At 75.5% G+C, this 24,481-nt stretch carries 25 protein-coding genes and 1 pseudogene; 13 read left to right on the plus strand and 13 right to left on the minus strand.

The window, feature by feature from the left end:
• Positions 1 to 6: 6 nt before the first annotated feature.
• Positions 7 to 909, minus strand: coding sequence for a hypothetical protein (locus AC230_RS30805; RefSeq protein WP_078871030.1), 903 nt, complete (start codon positions 907 to 909; stop codon positions 7 to 9).
• On the minus strand, positions 906 to 1,244 hold the full coding sequence (locus AC230_RS06565) for a PadR family transcriptional regulator (protein ID WP_049715103.1): 339 nt from the start codon (positions 1,242 to 1,244) through the stop codon (positions 906 to 908). Before AC230_RS06565 ends, AC230_RS30805 begins: the two co-directional genes overlap by 4 nt.
• A 144-nt stretch (positions 1,245 to 1,388) precedes the next feature.
• Between AC230_RS06565 and AC230_RS06570 the strand changes: the two genes are divergently transcribed.
• Together AC230_RS06570 and AC230_RS33485 are read left to right on the plus strand one after the other, a co-directional pair.
• Positions 1,389 to 1,796, plus strand: a complete 408-nt coding sequence (locus AC230_RS06570; RefSeq protein WP_157868521.1) for a hypothetical protein — start codon at positions 1,389 to 1,391, stop codon at positions 1,794 to 1,796.
• A gap of 190 nt (positions 1,797 to 1,986) precedes the next feature.
• A pseudogene (locus AC230_RS33485) lies at positions 1,987 to 2,237 on the plus strand (serine hydrolase); the annotation flags it as partial.
• A 40-nt stretch (positions 2,238 to 2,277) separates the two neighbouring features.
• Here AC230_RS33485 and AC230_RS06575 read toward each other — a convergent pair.
• Positions 2,278 to 2,877 (minus strand): CatB-related O-acetyltransferase, encoded by a 600-nt coding sequence (locus tag AC230_RS06575; protein WP_241833126.1) that lies wholly within the window; start codon positions 2,875 to 2,877, stop codon positions 2,278 to 2,280.
• A 463-nt stretch (positions 2,878 to 3,340) separates the two neighbouring features.
• Here AC230_RS06575 and AC230_RS32420 point away from each other — a divergent pair, with 463 nt between their 5' ends.
• The 3 genes from AC230_RS32420 (at position 3,341) to AC230_RS06585 (ending at position 7,957) form a co-directional block, all read left to right on the plus strand.
• Positions 3,341 to 3,487, plus strand: coding sequence for a hypothetical protein (locus tag AC230_RS32420; protein ID WP_157868522.1), 147 nt, complete (start codon positions 3,341 to 3,343; stop codon positions 3,485 to 3,487).
• Between the two features lie 91 nt (positions 3,488 to 3,578).
• Positions 3,579 to 6,677, plus strand: a complete 3,099-nt coding sequence (locus AC230_RS06580; protein ID WP_049715106.1) for a lantibiotic dehydratase — start codon at positions 3,579 to 3,581, stop codon at positions 6,675 to 6,677.
• On the plus strand, positions 6,674 to 7,957 hold the full coding sequence (locus tag AC230_RS06585; protein WP_049715107.1) for a lanthionine synthetase C family protein: 1,284 nt from the start codon (positions 6,674 to 6,676) through the stop codon (positions 7,955 to 7,957). The genes AC230_RS06580 and AC230_RS06585 overlap by 4 nt, the downstream gene beginning before the upstream one ends.
• 7 nt (positions 7,958 to 7,964) lie before the next feature.
• Here the strand turns inward: AC230_RS06585 and AC230_RS06590 are convergent, their stop codons facing one another.
• Both AC230_RS06590 and AC230_RS06595 read right to left on the minus strand, forming a co-directional pair.
• Positions 7,965 to 8,198: a hypothetical protein gene (locus AC230_RS06590; RefSeq protein WP_049715108.1), complete on the minus strand. Its 234-nt coding sequence runs from the start codon at positions 8,196 to 8,198 to the stop codon at positions 7,965 to 7,967.
• A gap of 62 nt (positions 8,199 to 8,260) precedes the next feature.
• Positions 8,261 to 9,019 carry a DUF72 domain-containing protein gene (locus AC230_RS06595; RefSeq protein WP_049715109.1) on the minus strand — a complete coding sequence of 253 codons (759 nt, stop codon included), beginning with the start codon at positions 9,017 to 9,019 and terminating at the stop codon, positions 8,261 to 8,263.
• A gap of 36 nt (positions 9,020 to 9,055) precedes the next feature.
• On the opposite strand from AC230_RS06595, the gene AC230_RS06600 reads away from it, so the two are divergent.
• Together AC230_RS06600 and AC230_RS06605 are read left to right on the plus strand one after the other, a co-directional pair.
• Positions 9,056 to 9,481 (plus strand): HIT family protein, encoded by a 426-nt coding sequence (locus AC230_RS06600; RefSeq protein ID WP_049715244.1) that lies wholly within the window; start codon positions 9,056 to 9,058, stop codon positions 9,479 to 9,481.
• A 103-nt stretch (positions 9,482 to 9,584) separates the two neighbouring features.
• A complete protein-coding gene (locus AC230_RS06605; RefSeq protein ID WP_049715110.1) occupies positions 9,585 to 10,877 on the plus strand; it encodes an alpha/beta family hydrolase in 1,293 nt (430 codons plus the stop codon).
• 16 nt (positions 10,878 to 10,893) lie between these two features.
• Here the strand turns inward: AC230_RS06605 and AC230_RS06610 are convergent, their stop codons facing one another.
• Complete coding sequence (locus AC230_RS06610) at positions 10,894 to 11,115, minus strand: hypothetical protein (protein ID WP_049715111.1); 222 nt, start codon at positions 11,113 to 11,115, stop codon at positions 10,894 to 10,896.
• Between the two features lie 125 nt (positions 11,116 to 11,240).
• Between AC230_RS06610 and AC230_RS06615 the strand changes: the two genes are divergently transcribed.
• Positions 11,241 to 11,615: a hypothetical protein gene (locus AC230_RS06615; protein ID WP_049715245.1), complete on the plus strand. Its 375-nt coding sequence runs from the start codon at positions 11,241 to 11,243 to the stop codon at positions 11,613 to 11,615.
• 13 nt (positions 11,616 to 11,628) lie between these two features.
• On the opposite strand, the gene AC230_RS06620 is transcribed toward AC230_RS06615, so the two are convergent.
• The 5 genes from AC230_RS06620 to AC230_RS06640 all read right to left on the minus strand — a co-directional run bounded on the left by AC230_RS06620 (position 11,629) and on the right by AC230_RS06640 (position 16,262).
• Positions 11,629 to 12,573 carry an NAD(P)H-binding protein gene (locus AC230_RS06620; protein WP_049715112.1) on the minus strand — a complete coding sequence of 315 codons (945 nt, stop codon included), beginning with the start codon at positions 12,571 to 12,573 and terminating at the stop codon, positions 11,629 to 11,631.
• Positions 12,574 to 12,658: 85 nt separating this feature from the next.
• Complete coding sequence (locus tag AC230_RS06625) at positions 12,659 to 13,717, minus strand: tartrate dehydrogenase (protein WP_049715113.1); 1,059 nt, start codon at positions 13,715 to 13,717, stop codon at positions 12,659 to 12,661.
• A gap of 90 nt (positions 13,718 to 13,807) precedes the next feature.
• Entirely contained in the window at positions 13,808 to 14,692 is an 885-nt protein-coding gene (locus tag AC230_RS06630) for a LysR family transcriptional regulator (RefSeq protein WP_049715114.1), read from the minus strand.
• Positions 14,693 to 14,753: 61 nt separating this feature from the next.
• Positions 14,754 to 15,794, minus strand: coding sequence for a vWA domain-containing protein (locus AC230_RS06635; protein WP_049715115.1), 1,041 nt, complete (start codon positions 15,792 to 15,794; stop codon positions 14,754 to 14,756).
• A 135-nt stretch (positions 15,795 to 15,929) separates the two neighbouring features.
• Entirely contained in the window at positions 15,930 to 16,262 is a 333-nt protein-coding gene (locus tag AC230_RS06640; RefSeq protein ID WP_049715116.1) for a hypothetical protein, read from the minus strand.
• A 237-nt stretch (positions 16,263 to 16,499) separates the two neighbouring features.
• Here AC230_RS06640 and AC230_RS06645 point away from each other — a divergent pair, with 237 nt between their 5' ends.
• Positions 16,500 to 18,059 (plus strand): GMC oxidoreductase, encoded by a 1,560-nt coding sequence (locus AC230_RS06645; RefSeq protein ID WP_049715117.1) that lies wholly within the window; start codon positions 16,500 to 16,502, stop codon positions 18,057 to 18,059.
• 31 nt (positions 18,060 to 18,090) lie between these two features.
• Here AC230_RS06645 and AC230_RS06650 read toward each other — a convergent pair whose 3' ends face one another.
• Complete coding sequence (locus AC230_RS06650; protein WP_049715118.1) at positions 18,091 to 18,336, minus strand: hypothetical protein; 246 nt, start codon at positions 18,334 to 18,336, stop codon at positions 18,091 to 18,093.
• Positions 18,337 to 18,481: 145 nt separating this feature from the next.
• On the opposite strand from AC230_RS06650, the gene AC230_RS06655 reads away from it, so the two are divergent.
• From AC230_RS06655 to AC230_RS06670, 4 genes are all read left to right on the plus strand, one after another.
• A complete protein-coding gene (locus AC230_RS06655; RefSeq protein WP_049715119.1) occupies positions 18,482 to 18,802 on the plus strand; it encodes a DMT family transporter in 321 nt (106 codons plus the stop codon).
• Positions 18,802 to 19,377, plus strand: coding sequence for a TetR/AcrR family transcriptional regulator (locus AC230_RS06660; protein WP_049715120.1), 576 nt, complete (start codon positions 18,802 to 18,804; stop codon positions 19,375 to 19,377). Before AC230_RS06655 ends, AC230_RS06660 begins: the two co-directional genes overlap by 1 nt.
• 424 nt (positions 19,378 to 19,801) lie before the next feature.
• A complete protein-coding gene (locus tag AC230_RS06665) occupies positions 19,802 to 21,127 on the plus strand; it encodes a cation:proton antiporter (protein WP_049715121.1) in 1,326 nt (441 codons plus the stop codon).
• A gap of 152 nt (positions 21,128 to 21,279) precedes the next feature.
• Complete coding sequence (locus tag AC230_RS06670) at positions 21,280 to 21,960, plus strand: response regulator (protein ID WP_049715122.1); 681 nt, start codon at positions 21,280 to 21,282, stop codon at positions 21,958 to 21,960.
• 24 nt (positions 21,961 to 21,984) lie between these two features.
• Here the strand turns inward: AC230_RS06670 and AC230_RS06675 are convergent, their stop codons facing one another.
• Positions 21,985 to 24,348, minus strand: a complete 2,364-nt coding sequence (locus AC230_RS06675) for a phosphoketolase family protein (protein WP_049715123.1) — start codon at positions 24,346 to 24,348, stop codon at positions 21,985 to 21,987.
• Positions 24,349 to 24,481: the final 133 nt, after the last annotated feature.

Genomic DNA, 24,481 nt, shown 5'->3' on the forward strand with positions numbered 1-24,481 from the left:
CTGCGTTCAGGCGGGGTTCACCGTGTCGGAGCCGCTGCCCCGGCGCAGCCGCAGGGCCATGGCGGTGGCGGCGAGGGCACCGAGGAGCGCCAGGATCTCCTCGCTCCGCACCCATCCGGAGAAGTAGATCGTGACGATGAACGGCGCGGCGGCGCAGACGAGTTGAACGGTGGTGCGAATCCCGGCGAAGGCCCGGCGGCCCGCCAGGAACAGGGCCGCGATCATCGGGACGCCGAACCGCCAGGGGAAGAGCAGGCCGATCCCGAGCGGGTCGATGACGACGACCGCGCCCACCAGAAGGAGGGCCCACGCCACCAGCGCGAGCGTCCCCGCCGCGCCGCGCACCCGGCGGGCCGGGCGCAGGTCGGGCGGACAGGCCAGCGGGAGCGCGGCCACCAGGACCGGCGCGAGCAGGAAACCCACGAGTTCCCACCGAAGGTCGGGCGGCATGCGCCAGACCGGGAAGAGGAAGGTCACCGAGCTGCCCACCGCCCCGGCGACCGCGCACAGCACCCCGGGAAGATGGCGTCCGGCCAGCGCGACCACCGCGCCGGTCAAGGTCAGCAGGTAGCAGCCGTTCATGAGGGTCACCAACAGGCCCGCACCGCCGGCGGTGCCCGCGTCACGCATGACGTACCAGTCCCCGACAGTCCCGATGAGGTTGAAGGCGGCGTATACGGCCGTCGCGGCCAGGGCGAAGGGGGCGACGGCGGCGAAGAGCCGTCCGCCCGGGTGTGCGGAGCCCAGGCCGAGGCGCAGCCGCACGGCGTGCGTGACGATGTCGGCGGCCTCGCGGAGCCGGGCACGCCGGCCCGCCCCTTCGGTCGCCTCCCGGTAGGACTCGGCTATCTCGTCGCCGAAGGCACGGCGGAAACCGGCCGGATACAGGCGCAGCAGTACGGGGTTCACGCGGTGGCCGCCTTGCCGGTGATACCGAGGCGCCGTGTGGCCTCGCGCGCGGTGGCCGCGATCCGCTCGGCCTCGACGGCCAGGGCCGCACGGCCGGGAGCGGTCAAGGTGTAGGTGCGCCGCAGCCGGCTGTCGACGATCTCCTCCTTGTGCACCTCGATCAGCCCCTGCTGCAGCAGACGCTCCAGCGCCCCGTACAACGTGCCGGTCCGCAGCTTCACTCGCCCGCCGGAGATCGACTCCACCTCGCGCGCGATCGCGTAGCCGTGGCGCGGTACGTCGGCGAGGGCGGTGAGGAGGAGCAGGGTCGGTTCCTGCATCGCGCGGTCAGTCATGACACCACCATATGTCACTCACCGGCATATGCTGAAAACCGAGCGAGCCGCCGCGTCTCTCCGGTCACGATCTCCCCCGCGTTTATCCAGCGGTGAACGGACCGCGCGACAGTGCTCCCGTCCAACGGCGAAGGGAGCACAACAATGGCATCGGCACTCATGCGGCGCGTGGCCGTCGGCCTCGGGGCCCTGGCCATGGCCGGGTCGGCGCTCACGCTCACCAGCGGGACCGCCTCGGCCGCCGCCGGCGGCGGCTGCGCCGGGGAGACCTGGAAGCAGGCGTGTGTCAGACAGGACGGCGGGTCCGTCAAGTTCGAGGTGCACGGGCGCTTCGCCAACGCCGATCCGAACTGCCGCATCGAGCTCGTGGCGCTCGATGACACGACCGGATGGGTCGACCGGCACTTCAACGGCTCCTGCGCCCAGTTCGACGGGTACTGGAACCTGACCAACCCGTCCTCGGGCCACGCGTACAAGAGCGAGATCCGCGTCTACTGGCGCGGCGGCGACCAGCCGTACGACTACGTGCAGAGCCCGGTCCTCCGGTGGTGAGCCGGCGGTGACCGCCCGGCCGGCCGGGAACACCACCTGGCCGGCCCATGCCGTACGGGCCGGAGCCGCGGCCGGGGGGGCACGCGGCGTCGGCCGGTACGTCGTCCCCCGGCAGATCCGGCACCGCATCCGACGCCGTGGGTCTCGCCGCGCCGCGGCGGTCGGAGGCGGGCGCGTCCGGCGACTTCTCGGGACGCGACGGATCCTGTCCCGGCCGGCCGTGGAGCTGATGACCACCAACCGCCTCACCCCGAGCAGGAGACCGACTACGCGCCCGTCGGCCGGTTCGGCTGGGACGGCGGCACGGGGACGACGGCGTACGCCGACCCCGGCGGACGGCTCATCGGAATCCTGTTCACCCAGGTCGGGTCGTCCACCCCGGATCCCGCGCGGCTCATCCACGGCTTCTGGACCACGCTCTATCAGGCGATCGACGACTGACGCCGAACGGGGCGGAGGTCACCGGCCGCCGTCGCACCCGTCACGGCGCCGCCGCCTCCAGCTCGTCGACGCTGCCCGCCATGATCGTACGGACGTGCCGGGTGATGTGCTCGGCCGGCCAGTCCCACCAGGCGACGGCCAGCAGGCGGGCGATGTCCTCGTCCGGGTAGCGGCGGCGGATGACGCGGGCGGGGTTGCCGCCGACGATCGCGTAGTCGGGGACGTCGTCCACGACGACGGAGCCGGTGGCGACGACCGCCCCGTGCCCGATGCGGACGCCGGGCATCACCGTCACGCCGTTCCCCGTCCACACGTCGTTGCCGACCACCGTGTCGCCGCGCCCGGGCAGCCCGGTGATGAGGTCGAAGTGGTCGGACCACGAACCGCCCATGATGGGGAACGGGAACGTCGAGGGGCCGTCCATGCGGTGGTTGGCGCCGTTCATGATGAAGCGGACGCCCGTGCCCAGCGCACAGAACTTCCCGATGACCAGCCGCTCCGGCCCGTAGTGGTAGAGGACGTTGCGGGTCTCGAAGGCCGTCGGGTCGTCGGGGTCGTCGTAGTAGGTGAACTCGCCGACGTCGATCAGCGGCGACGTGACCAGGGGCTTGAGCAGCACCACGCGCTCCTGCCCGGGCATCGGGTGCAGCACGGTCGGGTCGGCGGGAACGAGCGGTTGCACGGCGGAGATCTCCCCACGGGAACGACGGCGATCGGACCGGATCATGATCGCAAAGCGCGGTCCGGTTCGGCGAACGACTTCGCCTCCGCGAGGAGTCGGCCGCGGCGGGGACGAGTTCGGGCAGGACGAGGGGCGCGGTCGGCGACCGGAGGCGCCCGGCGTCGTCCAGCACGGACGTGGGTCGTGGACGCGCCCCGGCCGGGCGGGAGTCGCCGGGCCAGGTCAACACCGGCCCGGCGCCGCCCCCTTCATGCGGTGGGAGCCGCGCGCGGCGCTCCGGCGGGACCGGCGGGCCCCCGGACGGCCGGATTCCGCCGCATTGACGGCGCGTTGACCGGCTGTTGATCGGCCGCCCCTAGCGTCCCCTCCCACGAACCGGCCGGCACAGCGGACCGGTCCATCGGCAACAGGAGGAATCCCCATGGAAGACCTGTTCGACCTCGACGTGGAAGAGATCGTCGTTCCGTCCTTCGACGAGACCGGCGCGGCCGAGGCCGCCGGCTTCATCACCCACGGTGGCCCCATCACCGGCCGCATCTGCAACACGGAGACCGGCTGCATCTGCTAGCCGACGCACGGTTCGACGCCACGGCGCCGGCGGGACATCGGCCCCGCCGGCGCCGTGGTCGCGGCGAGGGCACGGGAGTGAGGGAGAGACCATGAACGACGCGGAAGGCGCACCTCCGGCGTTCGCCTGCGCCGAGCCCGTCCTGCTCCGGGCGGCGGTGCGGCCTGCCGGGCCGACGGCGCCTCCGGACACGGACGCGGACGCGGACGCGGCCGTGCTCGAACAGGCCGTCGCCGACCCCCTGCTGCGCGAGGCGATCACCCTCGCCAGCCCCTCCCTCGCGGCCGTCCTCGACGCCGTGGCCGAGGGCCGGGCCCCCCGGGCGAAGGACGCCCGCCGGGCCGCCCGGGCGGTGACCCGCTACCGGCTGCGGATGGGCGGCCGGGCGACCCCCTTCGGCCTGATGGCGGGCGTGGCCCCGGCCGGCTTCGCCGCCGGGCCCGCCGTCCGCTGGGGCACCGGCCATCTCAAGTACGTACGGGCGGACATGGGCTGGGTGTCCGGAGTCGTCGACCGGCTGGAACGCGACCCGGGCGTCCTGTCCCTGCTCCGCGTCACCGCCAACGACCTGTGCGCGGTCCGCGGCGACCGGCTCGTCCTGCCGTTCGCCCCCGCGGCGGACGAGGGACAGCCCCTGCGGGAGGTGTCGGTGCGGCACACCGACGCCGTGCGCCGCGCGTTCGAGCTCGCCGCGACGCCCCTGCCCTGGACCGCGCTGCTGTCCCGGCTGCGCGAGACCTACCCGGACGCGCCGGCGCGGACGGTGGAGCGCATGCCCGCCGAACTCGTCCGGCGCGGGCTGCTCCTCACCGAGCTGCGCCCGCCGCTCGACGGGACCGATCCGCTCGGCCACGTCCTGGACCTGCTCGCCGGGCATGCGGACGCGCTCGCTCCGGACAGCCGCGCCGTCGTCGCCGAACTCACCGCGATCCGCCGGGACCTGGCCGCCTACGCCGGCCTCCCGCTCGGGCGGGGCCGGGACGGACTGGCCGCCGTCACCGCACGGATGCGCCGGCTCCACGCGGGCGAGCGCACGGTGCAGGTGGATCTGGCGCTGGACGCGCGGATACGCCTGCCCGAGTCCGTGCGGGCCGAGGCCGAGAGCGCCGCGCGGACCCTCACGGCCCTGGCCGCCGCCCGCCCCGGACCGCCCCATCTGCGCGCCTTCCACGCGGACTTCGTGGAGCGCTACGGGATGAGCCGCGCCGTGCCGCTGCGGGAACTCGTCGATCCCGAACGGGGACTGGGCCTTCCCGCCGGCTACGGGACGGGGCCCGCCGCCCCCGCGCACGGCGGCGCCCCGGACGCGCGCGACCGCCTCCTGCTGGCCCTGGCGCAGGAGGCCGCCATGGCGGGCGAGCGGGAAGTCATCCTGGACGACGAGCTGTTGACCGTCCTGAGCGGCTCGGGTTCGCCCGACGCCGCCGGTCCTCCCCCGTCCTTCGACCTCCTCGCGGAGCTGCTGGCCGACTCCGTCGAAGCCCTGGAGGCCGGTGACTTCCGGCTGGTCGTGGGCGGGGTGTCCGGGGTCGCGGGGGCGGTCGCGGGGCGCTTCGGGCACGTGCTGGGCGAGGACGCCGGCCGCCTGGGGCGCGTCGTGCGCTCCGTCCCCACCCGCAACCCGGACGCCGTGCGGGCCCAGTTGGCCTTCCGGACCCGCACCGGCAAGGCCGCGAACGTCTCCGCCGTCCCCCGGTGGCTCGACCACACCATCACCGTCTCCGCGTTCACCGACCGCTCCGCGCGCCACAGCATCGCGCTCGGCGACCTGGCCGTCGTCGCCGACGCGCGGCGGCTCGCCCTGGTGTCGGTCCGGCTCGGCCGCGAGGTCGTGCCCACCCTGCCCAGCATGCTGCTGCCGCGCGGCAACGCCCCCGACCTCGCCCGCTTCCTGGAGGAGCTCGCCCGCAACGGCGAGGGCGCGCGGCCGGGCTGGGACTGGGGAGCCGCGGCCGCCCTGCCGTACCTCCCGCGCGTACGCCGCGGACGGACCGTCCTCTCCCCCGCCCGCTGGCACCCGGCCGACCCCGCCCTCCAGGACCCCGCCACCGGACCCGGGGCGTGGCGGCGGCGGTTCGCCCGCTGGCGCGACCGGGCGGGCGTGCCCCGGCACGTCTCCTCCGTCCACGCGGACCACCGCATCCCCCTCGATCTGGACGACCCCGCGCAGCTGGAACTCCTGCGGCACGAGTGGCAGCGGCGCCCCGGCGCCCATCTCCAGGAGCCGCCCGGGGCGAACGGCCACGGCACCGGCTGGGCCGGCGGCCGGCCCACCGAGATCGCCTTCCCCCTCGTACGGACCACCGCCGGCACCGCCGCGGCGCCCGTCTTCGCCCCGGTCCGGTCCCGCACCGGGCACGGGCCCGGCTCGGCATGGCTGCACGCCAAGCTCTACTGCTCCCCCGAGCGCCAGGACGCCCTGCTCGTCCGGGAACTGCCCGAGCTGCTGGGCCTGTTGCCGGAGGCGGTCGGCCGGTGGTTCTTCCTGCGCTACCGCGACCCCGCCCCGCACCTGCGGCTGCGCTTCCACGGCGCCCCGGCCGTCCTCGGCGGGGAGCTGCTGCCCCGGCTGGGCGTGTGGCACCGCGGGCTCGAACGGCAGGGCCTGTGCGGCCGGTTGGTCCTCGACGGCTACGCTCCCGAGTGGGAGCGCTACGGCGGCCCCGAGGCCATGTCCGCCGCCGAGGCGGCCTTCGAGGCCGACAGCCGCGCCTGCCTGGAACAACTGACCCTCGTCCGCGCCGGGACGCTCGCCCTGGACCCGCGCCTCCTGACGGCGGCCAACTACCTCGACCTCCTGCACCGCTTCCACGCCGGCAAGGACGCCGCGCTGCGGCTCCTGGACGGCGAGGGCCCCGAGGGCCACCGCGCCGCCCCGGCGGACCTGCGGCGCGAGGCCCGCCGACTCCTCGACCCCGGCGGCGACTGGCACGAACTCGGCCGGCTCCCGGGCGGGGAGGCGCTGCTGAGCTCGTGGGAGCGGCGCGGTCCCGCCGTCACCGCCTACGGCGCGCTGCTGCGCCGCCTCGGCGGCACCGCCTGGAGCGGCGATGCCACCGTCACCGCCTCCCTGCTGCACCTGCACCACAACCGCCTGGCGGGCACCGACCGCCGGGCCGAGGAGGAGTCGCTCGCCCTGGCGCGCCTGGCCGTCCGCGCCCACGCCGGCCGCCGGAGGGCCGGGGCATGAGCGTACGGCAGCGTGCGGCCGCCCTGGCGGACGAGATCGCCCGGCGGCTCTCCTCGCCCGGGCGGGTCGCCGGACTGCGCGGCCCGGTACGGGAGCTGACGCTGAGCGACGGCGCGCCGGGCATCGCGCTGCTCCACCTGGAGGGCGGCTCCCCGCGCGCCGCCCGCCGCTGGCTGGACGAGGCGGTCGCGGTGGCCCGTACCGCGCCGGGCGGGGCCCAGGGGCTGTACCGGGGCGTCCCCGCGCTGTCCTTCGCCCTGATGCGGGCCGCGTCGGCCGCGGGCCGTCCGCCGCGGGCCGCCGGCCGGCTGGCCGAGGGCGTCGGGGAGTTCGCCGCCGGGCTGGCGCGCTGGGAACGGCGGCGGCGCCCGCGGGAGGGCGGGTGCGTGGCCGTCGGTACCTACGACGTCATCTCGGGCCTGGCCGGGCTCGGCGCCCATCTCCTCGACGCCCCCTCCCGGACCGAGGCGCTCGCGGAGGTCCTGACGGCGCTCACGGGGCTGACCGTGCCGCTGCGCGTGGACGGCCGCCGGCTGCCGGGCTGGTGGACGGCGCAGGTCCAGGAGGGCCTCGCCCCGGCGACGGCGGAGACCGGGCACGCCAACGTGGGCCTGGCGCACGGCGTTCCGGGCCCGCTGGCCCTGCTGGCCCTGGCACGGGAGGCGGGCGTGACCGTCCCCGGCCAGGACGCCGCGGTGCGCGTCCTCGCCGGGTGGCTCATGGACGTACGGCAGCGGGGCGACGAGGGCCCGTGGTGGCCCCGGACCATGGTCCTCGGCCCCGGCGGCGGGCCGCCCGTCGCCGGTGAGGCCGCGCCCGGCCGGCCGTCCTGGTGCTACGGCACGGCGGGCGTCGCCCGCGCCCTGTACCTGGCGGGCCGTGCGCTGGACGTACCCGAGTGGCGCGACACCGCCGTCGCCGCCTGGCACGCGGCGCTCGCCGGGGCCCGGCGGGCCCACGAGGGGCGGGCCGCGGGCCGGCTCGCGGAGGCGGGACTGTGCCACGGGTGGAGCGGTCTGCTCCAGGCAACGTGGCGCATGGCGCACGACACCGGCGATCCCGGCCTGCGCGCGGCGCTGCCCTGGCTGGCCGGGCGCGTGCTCGAACTGGCCGACCCCGAGGCCCCGTTCGCCCTGACGCCGCCGCTGCCCCGCGCGGGGCCGGCGAGCGATCCGGCCGGTTTCCTCACCGGCGCGGCGGGCGCGGCGCTGGCCCTGCGGACGTTCGCCACGGACACCGCCCCGGCGACCGGCTGGGACCGGGCCCTGCTCCTGGCCTGACGGCCGGTCACGGGCGCCGGTCGCTCAGCCGCGGGCAGATGCAGGCGACCTCGCCGCACAGGTGGTGGCGGAGCGGATCCCTGCGCGGTGCCGTGCCGTTGACCAGCTGGGCCGCGTAGGGAGCGGGCGGCTCGGTGTACGGGGAACTGGTGTTGCACGCGGTGCAGGCCCAGCGCCCGAAGATCCCTTTCACCGTCTTGCCGCAGTTCGTGCACTCGTGCTCGGTGATCTCAGGCAGCATCCTCCCCACTCTACCGGCGGCCGGGCGCCAACTGCAGCCTCGCGGCGCCCCCTTGGCGCCGCTCAGTCCCCGGGTGTGCGGCTCGCGTCCCACCCGGCGCGCCGGGCCGCGCGGGCGAAGGCGGCCGCGTCGGCGACCGCGGCCCCGCCCGGGTCGTTGTTGAAGTACGCGTACACCGTGGCCGTGCGGGGCCAGGCGTCGGCCACGCGCCCGGCCCAGGCGGTCAGCGCCCGGCGTCCGTAGCGCGGCCACGGCTCGGCCCGTCCGTGGTGGAAGCGGACGTACCCCCAGTCCGCGGTGCGCCACAGCGGCGTGACCGGCCGGGAGTCCGCGTCGGCCCAGCACAGCGCGGCGCCACGGTGTTCGAGGACGGCACGGACCTCGTCCGTCCACCAGGACGGGTGGCGGGGCTCGACGGCCACACGGGTGCCGGCGGGGAAGCGGGCGAGCGTCCCGTCCAGGGCACCGGCGTCGGCGCGCAGGGTCGGCGGGAGCTGGAGGAGGACGGGGCCGAGCCGGTCGCCGAGGGCGGAGGCGTGGCGCATCAGCCGCGCGACGGGCTCGGCGGGGTCGTGGAGGCGCTTGATGTGGGTGAGGTAGCGGCTGGCCTTGACGGCCATCACGAAGCCCTCGGGGGTGCGCTCGCGCCAGGCGGCGAAGTTCTCCGGGGAGGGCAGCCGGTAGAAGGCGTTGTTGTTCTCCACCGTGGCGAAGTGGCGGACGTACTCCTCCAGCCACAGCCGCTGCGGCAGCCCGCGGGGGTAGAGGCCGCCGCGCCAGTCGGCGTACTGCCAACCCGAGGTTCCGACGAGCAGGGGCATGGGGGATCTGTGCCCCGCCGGGGCGGCTGCCTCACCATGGAGGGCGTGGAGTGCGTCTTCTGTGCGATCGCGGCGGGCGAGCTGCCCGGCCACCGGGTGCTGGAGGATCCGGTGGCGGTGGCGTTCCTGGACGCCCGGCCGCTGTTCCCGGGGCATGTGCTGGTCGTGCCGCGCCGGCACGTGGAGACCCTGACCGATCTGCCCGAGGCGGACGTCGGGCCGTTCTTCGGCCGAGTGCGGCGGGTCGCGGGGGCGGTGGAGCGGGGGATGGCGGCGGCGGGTTCGTTCGTCGCGGCCAACAACCGCGTCAGCCAGTCCGTACCGCACTTCCACGTCCATGTCGTACCGCGCAACCGCAAGGACGGGCTGCGGGGCTTCTTCTGGCCGCGCGGCCGCTACCCGTCCGAGGAGGCGGCGGCCGGGGCGGCGGCCCGGATCCGGGAGGCGCTGGAGTCCGGCTGAGGACCCGCCCCTCCGGGTTGGAGTGGACCGGCCGGGGTCGCATAGTGGAAGGACGGAGACCTTTCCCGTCTTCCGGATCCGGTCCGGGGGCCGGAGGTGGACCATGCGATTCGACGACCGAGTGGATGCCGGACGCCGGCTGGCCGAGCGGCTGGGTCATCTGCGCGGCGAACACCCCGTCGTGCTCGGCCTCCCCCGCGGCGGCGTCCCCGTCGCCTTCGAGGTGGCCCGGGCGCTGGGCGCGCCCCTGGACGTGATCATCGTCCGCAAGCTCGGTGTGCCCTACCACCGCGAGCTGGGCTTCGGCGCCCTCGGGGAGGGCGGGGTGCGGGTGGTGCGCGACGACATCATGCGGCTGAGCCGGGTGGACGAGGACGACCTCGCCGAGGTGCAGCGCGACGAACAGGTGCGGCTGGAGCGGCAGGCCGAGCGGTTCCGGGGCGGACGCCCCAGGATCCCGCTGGACGGCCGGACGGTGATCGTCGTGGACGACGGCATCGCCACCGGCTCCACCGCCTCCGCCGCCTGCAAGGTGGCCCGGGCCCAGGGCGCGGCCCGCGTCGTGCTGGCCGTGCCGGTGGCGTCGCCGGACGCGGCCGGGGAGCTGCGCGGCGAGGCGGACGAACTGGTGTGCCTGTCCACCCCGACGGGCTTCTCGGCGGTGGGCGAGTGGTACCGGGACTTCTCCCAGACCGAGGACGAGGAGGTCGTCGCGCTGCTGGGCCGTGACACCACCGGGGAGGGGCACCCGGCCCACCACATCCACGCGTCCACGCCGGTGAGCCTGCCGGTGGACGGGCGGCGGATCACGCTGGACGGCGACCTGACGATGCCGCCGGGCGCCCCCGCCGTCGTGATCTTCGCCCACGGCAGCGGCAGCAGCCGGCACAGCCCGCGCAACCGGGCGGTGGCCGCCACGCTCAACCGCGCCGGGCTGGGCACGCTGCTCTTCGACCTGCTCACGCCCGAGGAGGCCGAGGACCGGCAGAAGGTCTTCGCGATCGGCTTCCTCGCCGGCCGCCTCGCCGAGGTGACCGACCACATGCGCCGCGAGTCCGTCCCGCTGTGCTACTTCGGCGCGAGCACCGGCGCCGCGGCCGCCCTGTGGGCCGCCGCCGACGCGGAGGAGGGCGGCGTCGCCTCGGTGGTCTCGCGCGGCGGCCGCCCCGACCTGGCCGGGACGGACCGGCTGGCGCGGGTCGAGGCGCCCACGCTGCTGCTCGTCGGCGGTCTCGACCAGACCGTCCTGGACCTCAACCGCCAGGCGGCGACCCATCTGACCTGCGAGAACCGTCTGGTCGTCGTGGACGGCGCGACCCACCTCTTCGAGGAGCCGGGCGCCCTGGAGACGGTGGCGGAGCTGGCCTGCGAGTGGTTCACCGACCACCTGCCGTGAGCCCCGTCCGCCCCCCTCAGCTCTCGAAGAACTCCCGCACCACCCGCTCGGCGGCCTCGTCCGCCGCGGCGGCGGGCGACAGCTCGCTGAGGGTGTCCAGATCGGTGTCCTCGCTGAGTTCCGCCTCCCAGGCGGCGGCCAGCTGCTCCTGCCGCTCACGCGGCTGGGCCTGCACTTTCTCCCTGTCGGCCGGGCTGAGGGCGGCGAGGAAGCGGGCGAGTTCGTCGTCGGCGGGCATGGGGACCTTCCGGGTGGGGGGCGCGGGTCACCGGTAGGTGTTCCAGGGACGGGCCCCGGGTGTGCGGGGCGGGCGCGGGCGTCACCCGGACGGCCGCCGCCCCGCCGCGGCGTTACCGTGGCCGCATGGACGAGAACAAGGCGATTCACGTCGTGGACGCCTTGCGGGAGCGGGGCATCGACGCCCACCTGGCCCGCGAGGGCGTCTACCGGATCGGCGTCCGCGTGGTCCTGCACGACGGCCGCGAGGCCGTCTGGGACACCGACGGCACCGCCGGCCTCGAGGCGCAGGTCATGCGGGACGGGGACCTGGTCGGCTTCGTCCCCTCCATCGAGGGCTCCGCGGACTTCGACCTCGACCGGACCGTCGACGCGATCGCCCGGGCCGACTACGCCCGGCCGGTCGCCCGTGAACGGCCCGCCGCGCCACCGCCGTCCGCCCCGCTCCCCCGCGAGGGCGGTCTCTTCCGCCGCTTCCTCGGCGGCTTCCGCGAGCGCTGACGCCGCCGGCCGCCTACCGGCCGGCGCCGCAGCCCCGCACGGTCGCGGCCAGGGCCTCCTCCACGGAGCCGCTCCCGCCGGTCAGCGTCCGGCCGGCGGCGGGGTCGAGGAACAGCTCGCGGGTGAGCAGGTCGCCGAGCGAGCCGAGGTGCAGACCGGCCTCCCGGTGGCGCGCCGCGTGGACGGCGCCGACGGCGCGCAGGCCCGCGCCCAGCAGGGACGGCGGCAGGCGGTGCACCGTGCGCGGCCGCCCGGCGGCGCGGGCGAGGCGCCCCAGCAGGGCCGCCCAGGAGAGGTTCTCGTCCACCACCGGGTAGGGGCCCGTCGCGCCCTGCTCCAGGGCGCCCGAGGCCGCGCGGGCCACGGTCCGGGCGGTGACCACCGCCGTCCCGCCCGGGGGCGCCACGAGGGGCGACGGCGAACGCAGCCACGGGAACAGCGGGGCCCACAGCGGCGTCCGGCCCGGCGCGCAGCCGAACACGAACGGTATCTCCAGCACGGCGGCCGCCCCCCGGGCGGCGCGGGCCTGCTCGACCCTGCTGCGGATGTAGGGATGCCGGGCCGCCAGCTCCAGCCGGGGCCACCGCCGGTGCAGGGCCGTGAAGTAGGAGCCGAGGACGACGGCCCGGCCGCAGCCCGCCCGCGCGGCGCCCGCCGTCAGGCGTGCCACGGGCGTGACGTTGCCCGCCTCGAAGTACGGGTACGCGGGCGCGGGCGGGACGGCCCGGTCGTCCGCGCCGGCCGCGAAGACCACCCCGTCGTGTCCCCGGAGCAGTGCCGCCGGGTCGGCGCAGGCGCGGATGTCCCCGGTGCGGACCTCGACGCGGCCGCCGTGCCCGGTCACGGGGCCGGGGCGGCGCGCGAGGACGGTCACCAGGTGCCCGCGGCCGAGGAGTTCGGTCACGACGTGATGGCCCAGCAGGCCCGTACCGCCGACGACGAGGATCCGGAGCGCCATGCTCTCTCCTTGCGGGTGGGGGTCCGGTGAGGCAGCCGTTCGAGACTGCCATCCCGTCGCGGCGCCCGCTACGGTGCGCCGCCGGTCACAGGAGGGTGAGGAGCTTCTCCGTGAACTGGCCGGTGGTGGCGGATCCTCCGAGGTCCGGCGTCCGGACGTCGGAGGTGGCGAGCACGGCCGCGACGGCGTCGGTGACGTCCTTGGCCGCCGCGGGATGGCCGAGGTGGTCGAGCATCAGGGCGGCCGCCCCGATGGCGCCCAGCGGGTTGGCGATGCCGCGGCCGGCGATGTCGGGGGCCGAGCCGTGGACGGGCTCGAACATCGAGGGGAAGGCGCGTTCGGGGTTGAGGTTCGCGGCCGGTGCGATGCCGATGGAGCCGGCGACGGCGGCGGCCAGGTCGCTGAGGATGTCGCCGAAGAGGTTGGACGCCACGACCACGTCGTACCGCGCCGGTTCCAGGACGAACTTGGCGGCGAGCGCGTCGATGTGCTCCTTCTCCCAGGGCACGCCGGGGTGCGCGGCGGCGCGTTCGGCGACCAGTTCGTCCCAGAACGGCATGGTGTGCACGAGGCCGTTGGACTTGGTGGCGGAGGTGACCCGGCCGCCGCGCGCGGCGGCCAGCCCGAAGGCGTAGTCCAGGACGCGGGTGACCCCGGCCCGGGTGAACACGGCTTCCTGCACGGCCTTTTCCCCGGGGAGGCCGCGGTGCAGCCGCCCGCCGGCCCGGCTGTACTCGCCCTCGGTGTTCTCGCGGACGACGACGAGGTCGACTTCCCCGGCCCTCGCCCCGCGCACCGGGCTGTCGACGCCCTCGAAGACGCGGACCGGCCGCAGGTTGACGTACTGGCGGAAGCCGCGCCGGATCGGGATCAGCAGCCCCCAGAGCGAGACGTGGTCGGGCACGTCCGGGTGGCCGACGGCGCCGAGGAGGATGGCGTCCCGGTCGCGCAGCCGGTCGAGGCCGTCCTCGGGCATCATCGCCCCCTCGCGCCGGTGGCGTTCGCAGGACCAGTCGTCGTACGAGGTGTAGTGGAAGGTGATGCCGTGGCGGCGGCCGACGGCGTCCAGGACCTGGCGGGCCGGGGGCAGCACCTCGGGCCCGATGCCGTCACCGGGGACGAGGGCGATGCGGTGGTTCGTCATGCGTCGATTGCAACAACCGGCCCGCCGCGCCGTCCAAGACGCGGTGCCGATCTCCTTGATAGGGGCGGCTTATCGCGAGGCCGGGGGGTGTCAGGGAGCGGCGGCGGCGGTCGCGGTGCGCAGGAAGGCGTCCGCGGCCGGGGAGAGCGGGCCCTCACGGCTGATCAGTCCGACGCTCAGGGCGCTCCTCGGTTCGATGGCGAGCACCCGGGCGCCGGCCCGCTCGGCCAGCTCCCGCCAGGACTCCGCCACGACGGCGAGCCCCACGCCGCCGAGGACCAACGGCAGGACGGCCGCCCGGTGTTCGGTCTCGGCCGCGACCTGGAAGCTGATGCCGCCGTCCCGCAGGCCGTCCACGTAGGCGCGCATGCCGGTGCCCCGCTGCCCGACGACGAGCCGGTGGCCGGCCAGTTCCTCGCGGTGCACCGACCGCCGGCCGGCGAACGGGCCGTCGTGCGGGGCCAGCAGGACGAAGCGCTGCTCCCCCAGCGGGTGGGCCGTCACGTCCCTGCCGGGCAGGGGCCCGTGGACGGCCAGCAGCCCCAGCTCGGCCGCCCCGGTGCGGACCATGGTGACGACCTCCCGCGCGGTGAGGGCGGCCCTGACGGCGACGGTCACCCCGGGCCAACGGCCGCCGAAGGCACGGATCATGGTCGTCAGCGGCTCCACCGCCTGGGAGGGCATCGCGGCCACGTCCAGCCGTCCGGCCCGCAGTTCGTGCACGGCCGCCACCCCGGCCCGGGCCGTCCGCAGGCTGCGGACCGCCGCCCGGGCGGGCTCGATGAGCGCCCGCCCCGCCTCCGTGAGGACGGCCCGGCGGCCGACCCGGTGGAACAGGGCGCCGCCCAGGTCGCGTTCGAGGGACCGGACGGCCTGGGAGAGCGCGGGCTGCGACACGTACAGGGCCGCGGCGGCGCGGTGGAAGCCGCCTTCGTCGACGATGGCCAGGAAGTATTCGAGCTGCCGGAAGTCCATGTCCGGGATCCTCCCCCGGAACGGGGCGGGTCGCGGGCAGGGGGCGGGGCGGCCGGTCCGCTCAGAGCATGAGCAGCAGCCGCGTGTGCGGGACCAGCTTCCGGTTCACGCTGGTGCTCTGGACGAAGATGGTGAAGTCGTCGTTGTGGTCCGGCTTGACGCGGACCTCGGCGTCCGGCAGGCCGAGCAGGGAGCGGGCCTGCGGGCCGGTGTACACCCGGTCCGTCTTCTTCTCCAGCACCGCGATCTGCTTCCGGGCCTGGATCTTCTCCGACTTGCTCAGCTGGTAGAAGGCGCAGCCGGTGCGGTAGGCGTGCCCGCATTCGACGACCCGGTCCCGGATGGCCGCTTCGCGGGCGACCGGTATCAGCCGGTACTGCGAGGGGTCGACCGGGGTGAGACCGGCCGCCTCGATGGTGTCCTTGTTGACCGCCTCGGCCCCCGTGGAGAACACGGCCCGCGATCCCCGGATGCCCCGGGTGCGGCCCACCATGAAGTTCTCGGTGGCCTGCCGGATGACCTGGCCGGCCTCCTCCAGGCCGCGGGTGCTCGTGGCGTCCCAGATGGCGATGTTGTCCCTGGGGAAGCCGCACTGCATGGCCTCGCGCTTGCCCATCTGGTCCGGCACGAGGACGGCCAGTGTCCAGTTGTCCTCCTGGTGGGCGGCCATCTCGGCGACGGCCCGCACCAGTTCGCGCGTGTCCGAGGCTGGAGCGTCCGGGCAGCGATGGCTCGCGTTCTCCTGCCCGTCGGTCAGGACGAACGTCAAGAAGCTGTGGTCGCCGTACAGTTGGGCGGTGAGCGCCAGCTCCCGCTGCGACTTCAGCGTGGCCGCGAGCAGGGCCGTCATCCCGCCGACCCGGTACAGCTCCTTCAGGGACGGCATCCGCAGCACGTCCTTGTCGTAGATGACGCACTCCACCGTGTCGGCGAAGACGTACACCGTCACCCGGGTCTCCTGGTCCAGCTCCTTCGACCGGCGGGCCAGGTAGGCGATCTGCTGGTCGGCGACTTCGACGACCTTCGCGCTCAGATGCGACATGGACGAACTGGCGTCCAGCACCAGCGCGACGTGGTTGATGTAGTTCTGGATTCCGGGCATGGCAGATCCCCCTCGTTCCGTCTCTCCGGCTTCGGTGCAGTCACCTTCTCACCCGCCACTGACAACGGAACGGCGTCGCCCCGGCCCCTCGCGGGACCGGGACGGCGCGGAGGCCGGGAAGCGGCTCCCCACCGGTCAGAACGGCAGGGCCCCCGCCTCCCTCACTTCGGCGTTCCGGTCGCACCAGGCGACGGAGGTGCCGCCGGAGCGGGCCCGGTTGCCCAGGCGGAGGTACGCGTGGCCGTCGGGCTGGTGACAGACGACGTACCCGACGAAGGGACGGCCGTGGCACGTGATCGACGCGCCGTGTCCCTGGGTGCTGCTCCTCCGGTACTGCCAGGCGTCGCAGGAGAACGCGGACGCGGCGGTGCCGCCGGAGGCCGAGGCGGGTGCCGCGACGCCCACCGCTCCCCCGCCCGCGAGGGCGAGGACGAGGCCGGCGGTCGCGACCCGGTGGCGGATTCTCATGTGCCCTCCTGATCGATGTCGTGGTCGATCGGGTGCAGCCGCGACGCTACTCCCCGCCCGCGCCCGGCCGGTAGGGCGGCAGGGGCACCGGACGGGCTTTGGCCGGAAGCACTCGTTCCGCCGTCCGCCGGGGCGGGCCACCCGTTGGGGTGCGGTGCGGGCGTCCGCGGCCCGTCCGCCGTCCCGGCTTCCTAGCGTGGGCCCCGTCCGACGTCGTCGTCCGCCTCGGGAGTCCTCATGCCATCACGTCGCCGGTTCGCCGGACTGTGCTCGGGCGGAGCGCTCGGCGCCCTGTCCGCGCTGACCTCGGGGCCCGCCGGCGCCGCCACGCGGACGCACTTCCGGGCGATCGTCGTGGGCTCGGGCTTCGGGGGGTCGGTGGCGGCACTGCGGCTGGGCGAGGCCGGGGTGGACACGCTGGTCCTGGAGCGCGGACAGGAGTGGCCGGTCAGCCCGGCGCGGGCCGTCTTCGGCTCGCAGGAACGCGTCCGCGGGTCGATGTTCTGGTTCCGCTCGGTCGCGCGCTGGCCGGGCGTCCTGCCCGTGCCGGTCCGGCCGCAGCCGGGGCTGGCGGAGGTGTCGGAGCAGCCGCACCTCGACATCCTGTGCGCCGCGGCCGTCGGCGGCGGTTCGGTCATGTACACCGGGGCGACGGTCGCCCCGCCCCGGTCCTGCTTCGAGTCGCTCTACCCCGCCGGGCTGTCCTACGACGAGTTCGCGGCGCGCTGGTTCCCCCGCGCCGTGGCCGGGCTGGGCGCGTCCGTGATGCCGCCCGACATCTACGCCTCGCCGCCCTTCACCCATTCCCGGCTGTGGGACCGGCAGATGCGACGGGCGGGGCACGCGCCCTCCCCCGCGCTGTCCAGCTTCGACTGGGACGTGCTGCGGGCGGAGCTGCGGGGCGCGGTCCGTCCCTCGGCCATCGCCGGGGAGACGGACTTCGGCTGCTCGGACGGGGCGAAGAAGTCCCTCACGCGTTCCTATCTCCCCCGGGCGCTGGCCACCGGGCGCGTCCGGCTGAGACCGCTGCACGAGGTCCGCGCGGTCCGCCGCCGGCGCCGCGGCGGTTACGCCCTGGAGGTGCGCCGGCTCGACCCCTCGGGAGCCGTCGCCGGCACCGACGAGTACACCTGCGACCTGCTGTTCCTGTGCGCGGGCACCCTGAACACCAACCGCCTGCTGGTGGCGGCCCGGGAGCGCGGCGGCCTCCCCGGCCTGCCGGCCGCCGTCGGCACCGGCTTCGGTACCAACGGCGACCAGATCGGCGTCCGTTCCACACTCCTGGACCGCACCGGACCGTCCCAGGGAGCCCCCTGCGCGTCCACCTGGTTCTCCCCCGGCGCCTATGAGCAGCCGGCCCGGGTGGAGAGCTGGCAGTGGCTGGGGGCCCACGGACTGCCGTTGCTGTTCACGCTCCTGCTGACCGTGGACCACGACCACCGCGGCCGCTTCGTCCACGACCGCGGCAGCGGCTCGGTGCGGCTGGCGGACTGGGGCCCGGCCAAGCAGCTGCCCTCCGCCCGGACGCTCGCCCAGTACCAGGCGGACGTCCTGTCCGCCAACCCCGGGCTCGTCACCGTGGCGCTCGACTACCCCTTCCCTTTCACCGCCCACCCGTTGGGCGGGTGTGTCATCGGCCGGTGCACGGATCTGGAGGGCCGGGTGGAGGGCTCGCCGGGCCTGTACGTGCTGGACGGGTCGCTGATCCCCGGGAACGTGGGCGGCGCCAACCCGTCCCTGATGATCACCGCGCTCGCCGAGCGGGCCATGGCCCGCATCGTCGCCGCGGGCGGCTAGGGGCCGGGCCCGGGGGCGATATGACGGGCCGTCAGGGCAGGATCCAGTCGACGTCGTCGACGACGACCTTGCCGTTGTGCGTGCCGCCGGCACAGATCGTGTAGCTGCCCCACTCGATCGTGACCTCCTTCGGCTGCCCGCCGCCTTCGATGCAGTCCACGTCCGTGACCGGCTGCGGCGCCCGCGGCGCCGCCGTCGCCGGCCAGGCGCCCGGGCCGAGCAGGGCGAGCAGGATCACCGGCGGGCCGAGGACACGGGTGGCGTGACGTCTGCGCATGGGAGTTCCCTCCTTCCGCCGTCGGAGGGACGGCCTGCCCAGTGTCGCCGGGCCGACACGGCCCCGCCCGCCCGGCCGCTCCGTACGGGGGACGCGGCGGCCGGGATGCGTACGCGCGTACACAACGATATGTACACTCGTACACATGGGATATGCACTGCTGGCCGCGGCCATCGCGGCGGAGGTGGCCGGGACGACGGCCATGAAGTACAGCGACGGTTTCAGCAGGCTGTGGCCCTCCCTCGGCACGGCCGCCGGCTATCTGATCGCCTTCGCGCTGCTCGCCCGGACGCTGAAGGCGATGGAGATGGGCACCGCCTACGCGATCTGGGCCGGGGTGGGCACCGCGGCCGTCGCCGCGATCGGGACGGTCTTCCTCGGCGAGCCGGCCGGGCTCGCCAAGGTCGCCGGGATCGCCCTCGTGATCCTCGGCGTGGTGCTCCTCAATCTCGGCGGGGCGCACTGATGGCGGCGGCGCGGCGGTACGACCCCGAGCGGCGCCGGCGGATCATCGACGCCGCGATCCGCGTGGTGGGCCGCTCCGGGATCGCCGGGCTCACCCACCGCACCGTCGCGGCCGAGGCGGACGTCCCGCTCGGCTCCACGACGTACCACTTCAAGACCCTCGACGACCTCCTCGTGGCCGCCCTGCGCCAGGCCGGCCAGGGCTTCGTCACGGTCGTGCGCGAGCACGGCGGCGCCGCCGCGGGCCCGGCCGCCGCGGGCCAGGAGGACGACCTGGCCGCCGAGTTGGCCCGCCTCACCGGCCGGTGGCTGGCCGACCGCGCCGGCGCCGAGCTCGAGTACGAGCTCTACCTCGCCGCGCTGCGCCGCCCCGCACTGCGCGCGGTGGCCGCCGAATGGTGGGAGGAACTGGCCGAGTTGCTCGCCCGCCGCACCGATCCGCGCACCGGGCGCGCCCTGGTGGCGCTGCTCGACGGCGTCTGCCTGCACGTGCTGCTGACGGGCGGGGAGTACGACGAGGAGTACGTGAGAGACGCGCTCGGACGGCTGGTGCGGGCGGGCCGCTCCGGACGGTGAGGCCCGGACGGTCAGGTCCGGACGGTGAGGCCCGGGCGGTCAGGCCCGGGCGGTCAGGCCCGGGCGGTCAGGCCCGGGCGGTCAGGCCCGGGCGGTCAGGCCCGGGCGGTCAGGCCCGGGCGGTCAGGCCCGGGCGGTCAGGCCCGGGCGGTCAGGCCCGGGCGGTCAGGCCCGGGCGGTCAGGCCCGGGCGGTCAGGCCCGGGCGGTCAGGCCCGGGCGGTCAGGCCCGGGCGGTCAGGCCCGGGCGGTCAGGCCCGGGCGGTCAGGCCCGGGCGGTCAGGCCCGGGCGTCGGAAATAATCCCCGTTTATCCCTCGATCAGGTGGAAGGCCCCAATCGCCGCACCGGGCAAAGTAACTGCGCCCTACAGTCTTCCTGGCTTCAGCCGAGCCGCTGTCCTCGTTCTCGGGAAAGGCACAGGGCCGTGAAAGATTCCCCACCGGAGGCGGCCGTACTGGCCGACATCGCCCTCGTCCTGCTCGTCGGAGCCGCCCTCGGGCCGTTGCGGAGGCGGCTGCGGCAGCCGGTCGTGGTGGCGGAGATCGCGGCCGGGGTCGCGCTGGGGCCGAGTGTGCTGGGGCTGCTGCCGGGGGATCCGACGGAAGCGCTCTTCCCGCCGGAGGTGCGGTCGCGGCTGGCGGCGGTCGCGCAGGTGGGCATCGTGCTGCTGCTGTTCTCGGCGGGCCGGGAGCTGGACTTCCGGGCGCTGCGCGGGAGGGGGCGCGCGGTGCTGGCCCTCACGGCCGGGTCGCTGGCCGTGCCGTTCGCCCTGGCGGTGGCGCTGACGCCGGCGCTCCTCGCGGCGCGCCCCGGGACGGCCGGCTCCACGTCCTCGCCCCTGCTCCTCGCGCCGTTCCTCGGCGTCGTCCTGTCGGTCGGCGCGCTGTCGGTCCTCGTCCGCATCGTGCGCGAGAACCGGCTGACGTCCTCCCCGGTGGGCGTCATGGCGACGGCCTGCGGCGCGCTCACCGAGGTCGCCGCCTGGTGCGCCATGGTGGCGCTGCTCACCGCCGCGCGGGGGCTGAGCACCCGCCACCTCTTCCTGACGCTCGCCCTGCTCGCCGCCTACGCCCTGGTCATGGCGTTCGTCGTCCGCCCGGCCCTGCGTGCCTGCCTCGGCCGCCGGCGACCGCCGGGCGACCGGTCCGCGGTGCCGGTCCTCGTGGTGGGCAGCGGCGTGTTCCTGTCCTCCTGGTGCACCAGCCTGATCGGCGTCCACGCGGTCATCGGCGCCTTCGCCTTCGGCCTGGCCATGCCGCGCGACCTCGGGCCCGGGGCGAGCCGCGCCACCGAGGACCCGCTCCACCACACCGGCACCCTGCTCACCCCCGTCTTCTTCGCCCTCGCCGGCCTCACCGTCGACCTGACCGGGCTGGGGTGGCACGGTGTGCTGGCCGTCGCCGTGTTCCTGACCGTCGCCTGGGGCGGGAAGTTCGCCGGGGCCGCCCTCACCGCGCGCCTCCTGCGCCTGCCCCGGCGCGACGCGGCGACGCTGGGCGCCCTGGTCAACACCAAGGGGCTGAGCGAGATCGTCATGCTCTCCCTCGGCCGCGACGCCGGCCTCGTCGACGACCGGCTCTTCACCGCGCTGCTCCTCACCGCGCTGCTCTCGACGGTCCTCGTCAACCCCGTCGTACGGCGGCTGGCGGCGGAGGCGCCGCCCCCGCCCGCCGTCCCGGACGCCCTCGTCCCCGGCCAGGCGGACGGACACCGCCCGGCCCTGCGCATGACCGACGAACCCCGCGCCTGACCACCACCTGGCCACGGCACCGCCTGACCACGGCACCTCCTGCCCACGGCACCGGCAGGACGGACGGGGCCGTTCGGCCCATGGCCACCGCCCCGTACGATCGGTGACGATCGACGCAGCGCCGCAGCGGCGCCGACGGGACAGGAGGGGCAGTGGAACAGGCGAGGGTCTTCTCCCGGGAGGAGCCGGTGCGGGTGTTCCTCCTGGACGACCACGAGGTCGTCCGGCGCGGCATCCAGGACCTGCTGGACGCCGAGGACGACATCACCGTCGTCGGCGAGGCCGGCACCATCGAGCAGGCCCTCGTCCGGGGACCGGCGCTGCGCCCGGACGTGGCCGTGCTGGACGTCCGGCTGCCCGACGGCGACGGCATATCCGTCTGCCGCGACCTGCGCTCGCGCATGCCTGGGCTCGCCTGCCTGATGCTCACGTCCTTCGACGACGACGACGCGCTGCTGGACGCCATCATGGCCGGCGCCGCCGGGTACGTACTCAAGCAGATCAAGGGCTCCGACCTGGTCGCGGCCATCCGCACCGTCGCCTCCGGCCAGTCGATGCTCGACCCGGCCACCACCACCCGCCTGATGAGCAGCCTGCGCGGCGAGGAGGACGAGCACCCGGCCGACGAGCGGCTGGCGGGCCTCTCGCCGCGCGAGCGCGACATCCTGGCCCTGATCGGCGAGGGCATGACGAACCGTCAGATCGGGCACCGCCTCTACCTCTCCGAGAAGACCGTCAAGAACCACATCTCCCGGCTCCTGACCAAACTGGGCGTCGAGCGCCGCATCCAGGCGGCCGTCATCGCCTCGGAGGCGGCCCGGGCCGACCGGTGACGGCGACGGGCCGGACGGCCCGGGTCAGCCCGCGTCCCACCGCCAGTCCGCCACCTCCGGCAGGTCCGTGCCGTGTTCGCGGATCCAGGCGTGGTGGCGGGTGCGGAGGTCGGCCATGGCCTGGCGCACGCGGGCCGCGCCGACGGCGAGGCCGGGGACACGGTCGACGACGTCCATGACGAGCCGGTAGCGGTCGAGGTCGTTGCGGACGACCATGTCGAAGGGCGTCGTCGTGGTGCCCGACTCCTTGTAGCCGCGGACGTGCAGGTTGGGGTGGACGGCCCTGCGGTAGGCGAGGCGGTGGATCAGCCACGGGTAGCCGTGGTACGCGAAGACGACGGGCCGGTCCCGGGTGAACAGGGCGTCGAACTCGTGGTCCGGCATCCCGTGCGGGTGCTCCTCGTGCGGCATCAGCCGCGCCAGGTCGACGACGTTGACGACGCGGACGGCCAGCCCCGGCAGGTGGCGCCGGATCAACTGCGCGGCCGCCAGCGCCTCTTGGGTGGGCACGTCGCCGGCGCACGCGAGGACGGCGTCGGGTTCGCGCCTGCCGTCCTCCGTGCCGGCCCACTCCCAGATGCCGGCGCCGCGGGCGCAGTGCGCGCGGGCCTCCTCCAGGCCGAGCCAGTCGAAGCAGGGCTGTTTGCCCGCGACGACGACGTTGACGTGGTCGCGGCTGCGCAGTACGTGATCGGCCACGCACAGCAGGGTGTTGGCGTCCGGCGGCAGGTAGACGCGGACGACCTCGGGGCTCTTGTTGAGGACGTGGTCGACGAAGCCGGGGTCCTGGTGGGAGAAGCCGTTGTGGTCCTGGCGCCAGACGTGCGACGTCAGGAGGTAGTTGAGGGAGGCGACGGGGCGGCGCCAGGGCAGCCGGCGCGAGACGCGCAGCCATTTGATGTGCTGGTTGACCATGGAGTCGACGATGTGCACGAACGCCTCGTAGCTGGAGAACAGCCCGTGCCGGCCGGTGAGGAGGTAGCCCTCCAGCCAGCCCTGGCAGAGGTGTTCGGAGAGGACCTCCATCACCCGGCCGTGCCGGCCGAGGTGTTCGTCGACGGGCAGGACGCCGGCCTGCCACGCCTTGTCGGTGACGTCCAGGACGGCGTCGAGCCGGTTGGAGGCGGTCTCGTCGGGGCCGACGAGGCGGAAGTCGCGGCGGTCCGCGGTGGCCGCCATGACGTCGGCGAGCAGTCCGCCGAGGACGCGGGTGGGCTCGTGCAGGGCGGCGCCCGGCGCGTCCACGCGGACCGCGTGCCGCTCCAGCGGCGGCAGCGGGAGCTCGCGCAGGAGCAGCCCGCCGTTGGCGTGCGGGGTGGCGCCCGGCCGCCGGGGCCCGTCGGGGACGCAGGCCAGCACCCGCGGCACGGGACGGCCGTCGGCGTCGAAGAGCTCGTCCGGGCGGTACGAGCGCAGCCACGCCTCCAACTGCCGCAAATGCTCCGGGTTCTCGCGGACTCCGGCGAGCGGCACCTGGTGCGCGCGCCAGGTGCCCTCGACGGGCAGGCCGTCCGCCTCGGCCGGCCCGGTCCAGCCCTTCGGCGTGCGCAGCACGATCACCGGCCAGGACGGGCGGTCGGCGATGCCCTCGGCGCGGGCGGTGCGGTGGATGTCCGCGATGTGGTCGAGGGCCGTGTCCAGGGCGGCGGCCAGGGCCCGGTGGACCTCGGCGGGGTCGTCGCCGGAGACGTGGAGGGGGTGGTGGCCGTAGCCGTGCAGCAGGCGGTCGAGTTCGTGCTCGGGCAGGCGGGCGAGGACGGTGGGGTTGGCGATCTTGTAGCCGTTGAGGTGGAGGATCGGCAGGACGGCGCCGTCGTGGACGGGGTCGAGGAACTTGTTGGAGTGCCAGGACGCGGCGAGCGGCCCGGTCTCGGCCTCGCCGTCGCCGATGACGCAGGCCACGAGGAGGTCCGGGTTGTCGAAGGCGGCCCCGTAGGCGTGCGCGAGGGAGTAGCCCAGCTCCCCGCCCTCGTGGATCGAGCCGGGCGTCTCGGGGGCGACGTGGCTGGGCACCCCGCCGGGGAAGGAGAACTGCCGGAACAGCCGCGCCATTCCCTCCGCGTCGCGCGTCACGTCCGGACAGGTCTCGGTGTAACTGCCCTCCAGCCAGGCGTTGGCCAGGACCGCCGGTCCGCCGTGCCCCGGGCCCCACACGCACAGCACATCGGGGCCGCGCCGCCGGATCACCCGGTTGAGGTGCGTGTACACCAGGTTCAGGCCCGGCGACGTCCCCCAGTGGCCCAGCAGCCGCGGCTTGATGTGCTCGGGGCGGAGGGGCTCGGTGAGCAGGGGGTTGCCGAGGAGGTAGATCTGGCCCGCCGCGAGGTAGTTGGCGGCACGCCAGTGGGCGTCCAGGGCGGACAGTTCCTCGTCGGTGAGGTCGGCCATGGCACCCACGGTTCCACGGGCGGGGGGCGCTCGCCAGAGGGCGGGCGCCGCCCGGGGTGCCGCGGTCCGCGCCCCCGTCGGCCGGGCGCGGCGGCGCGCGGCGTCCGCCGCCGGGTGGCCGCCTCGCGCGCAT

It is taken from the genome of Streptomyces caatingaensis (assembly GCF_001187435.1).
GTDB classification, from domain to species: domain Bacteria; phylum Actinomycetota; class Actinomycetes; order Streptomycetales; family Streptomycetaceae; genus Streptomyces; species Streptomyces caatingaensis.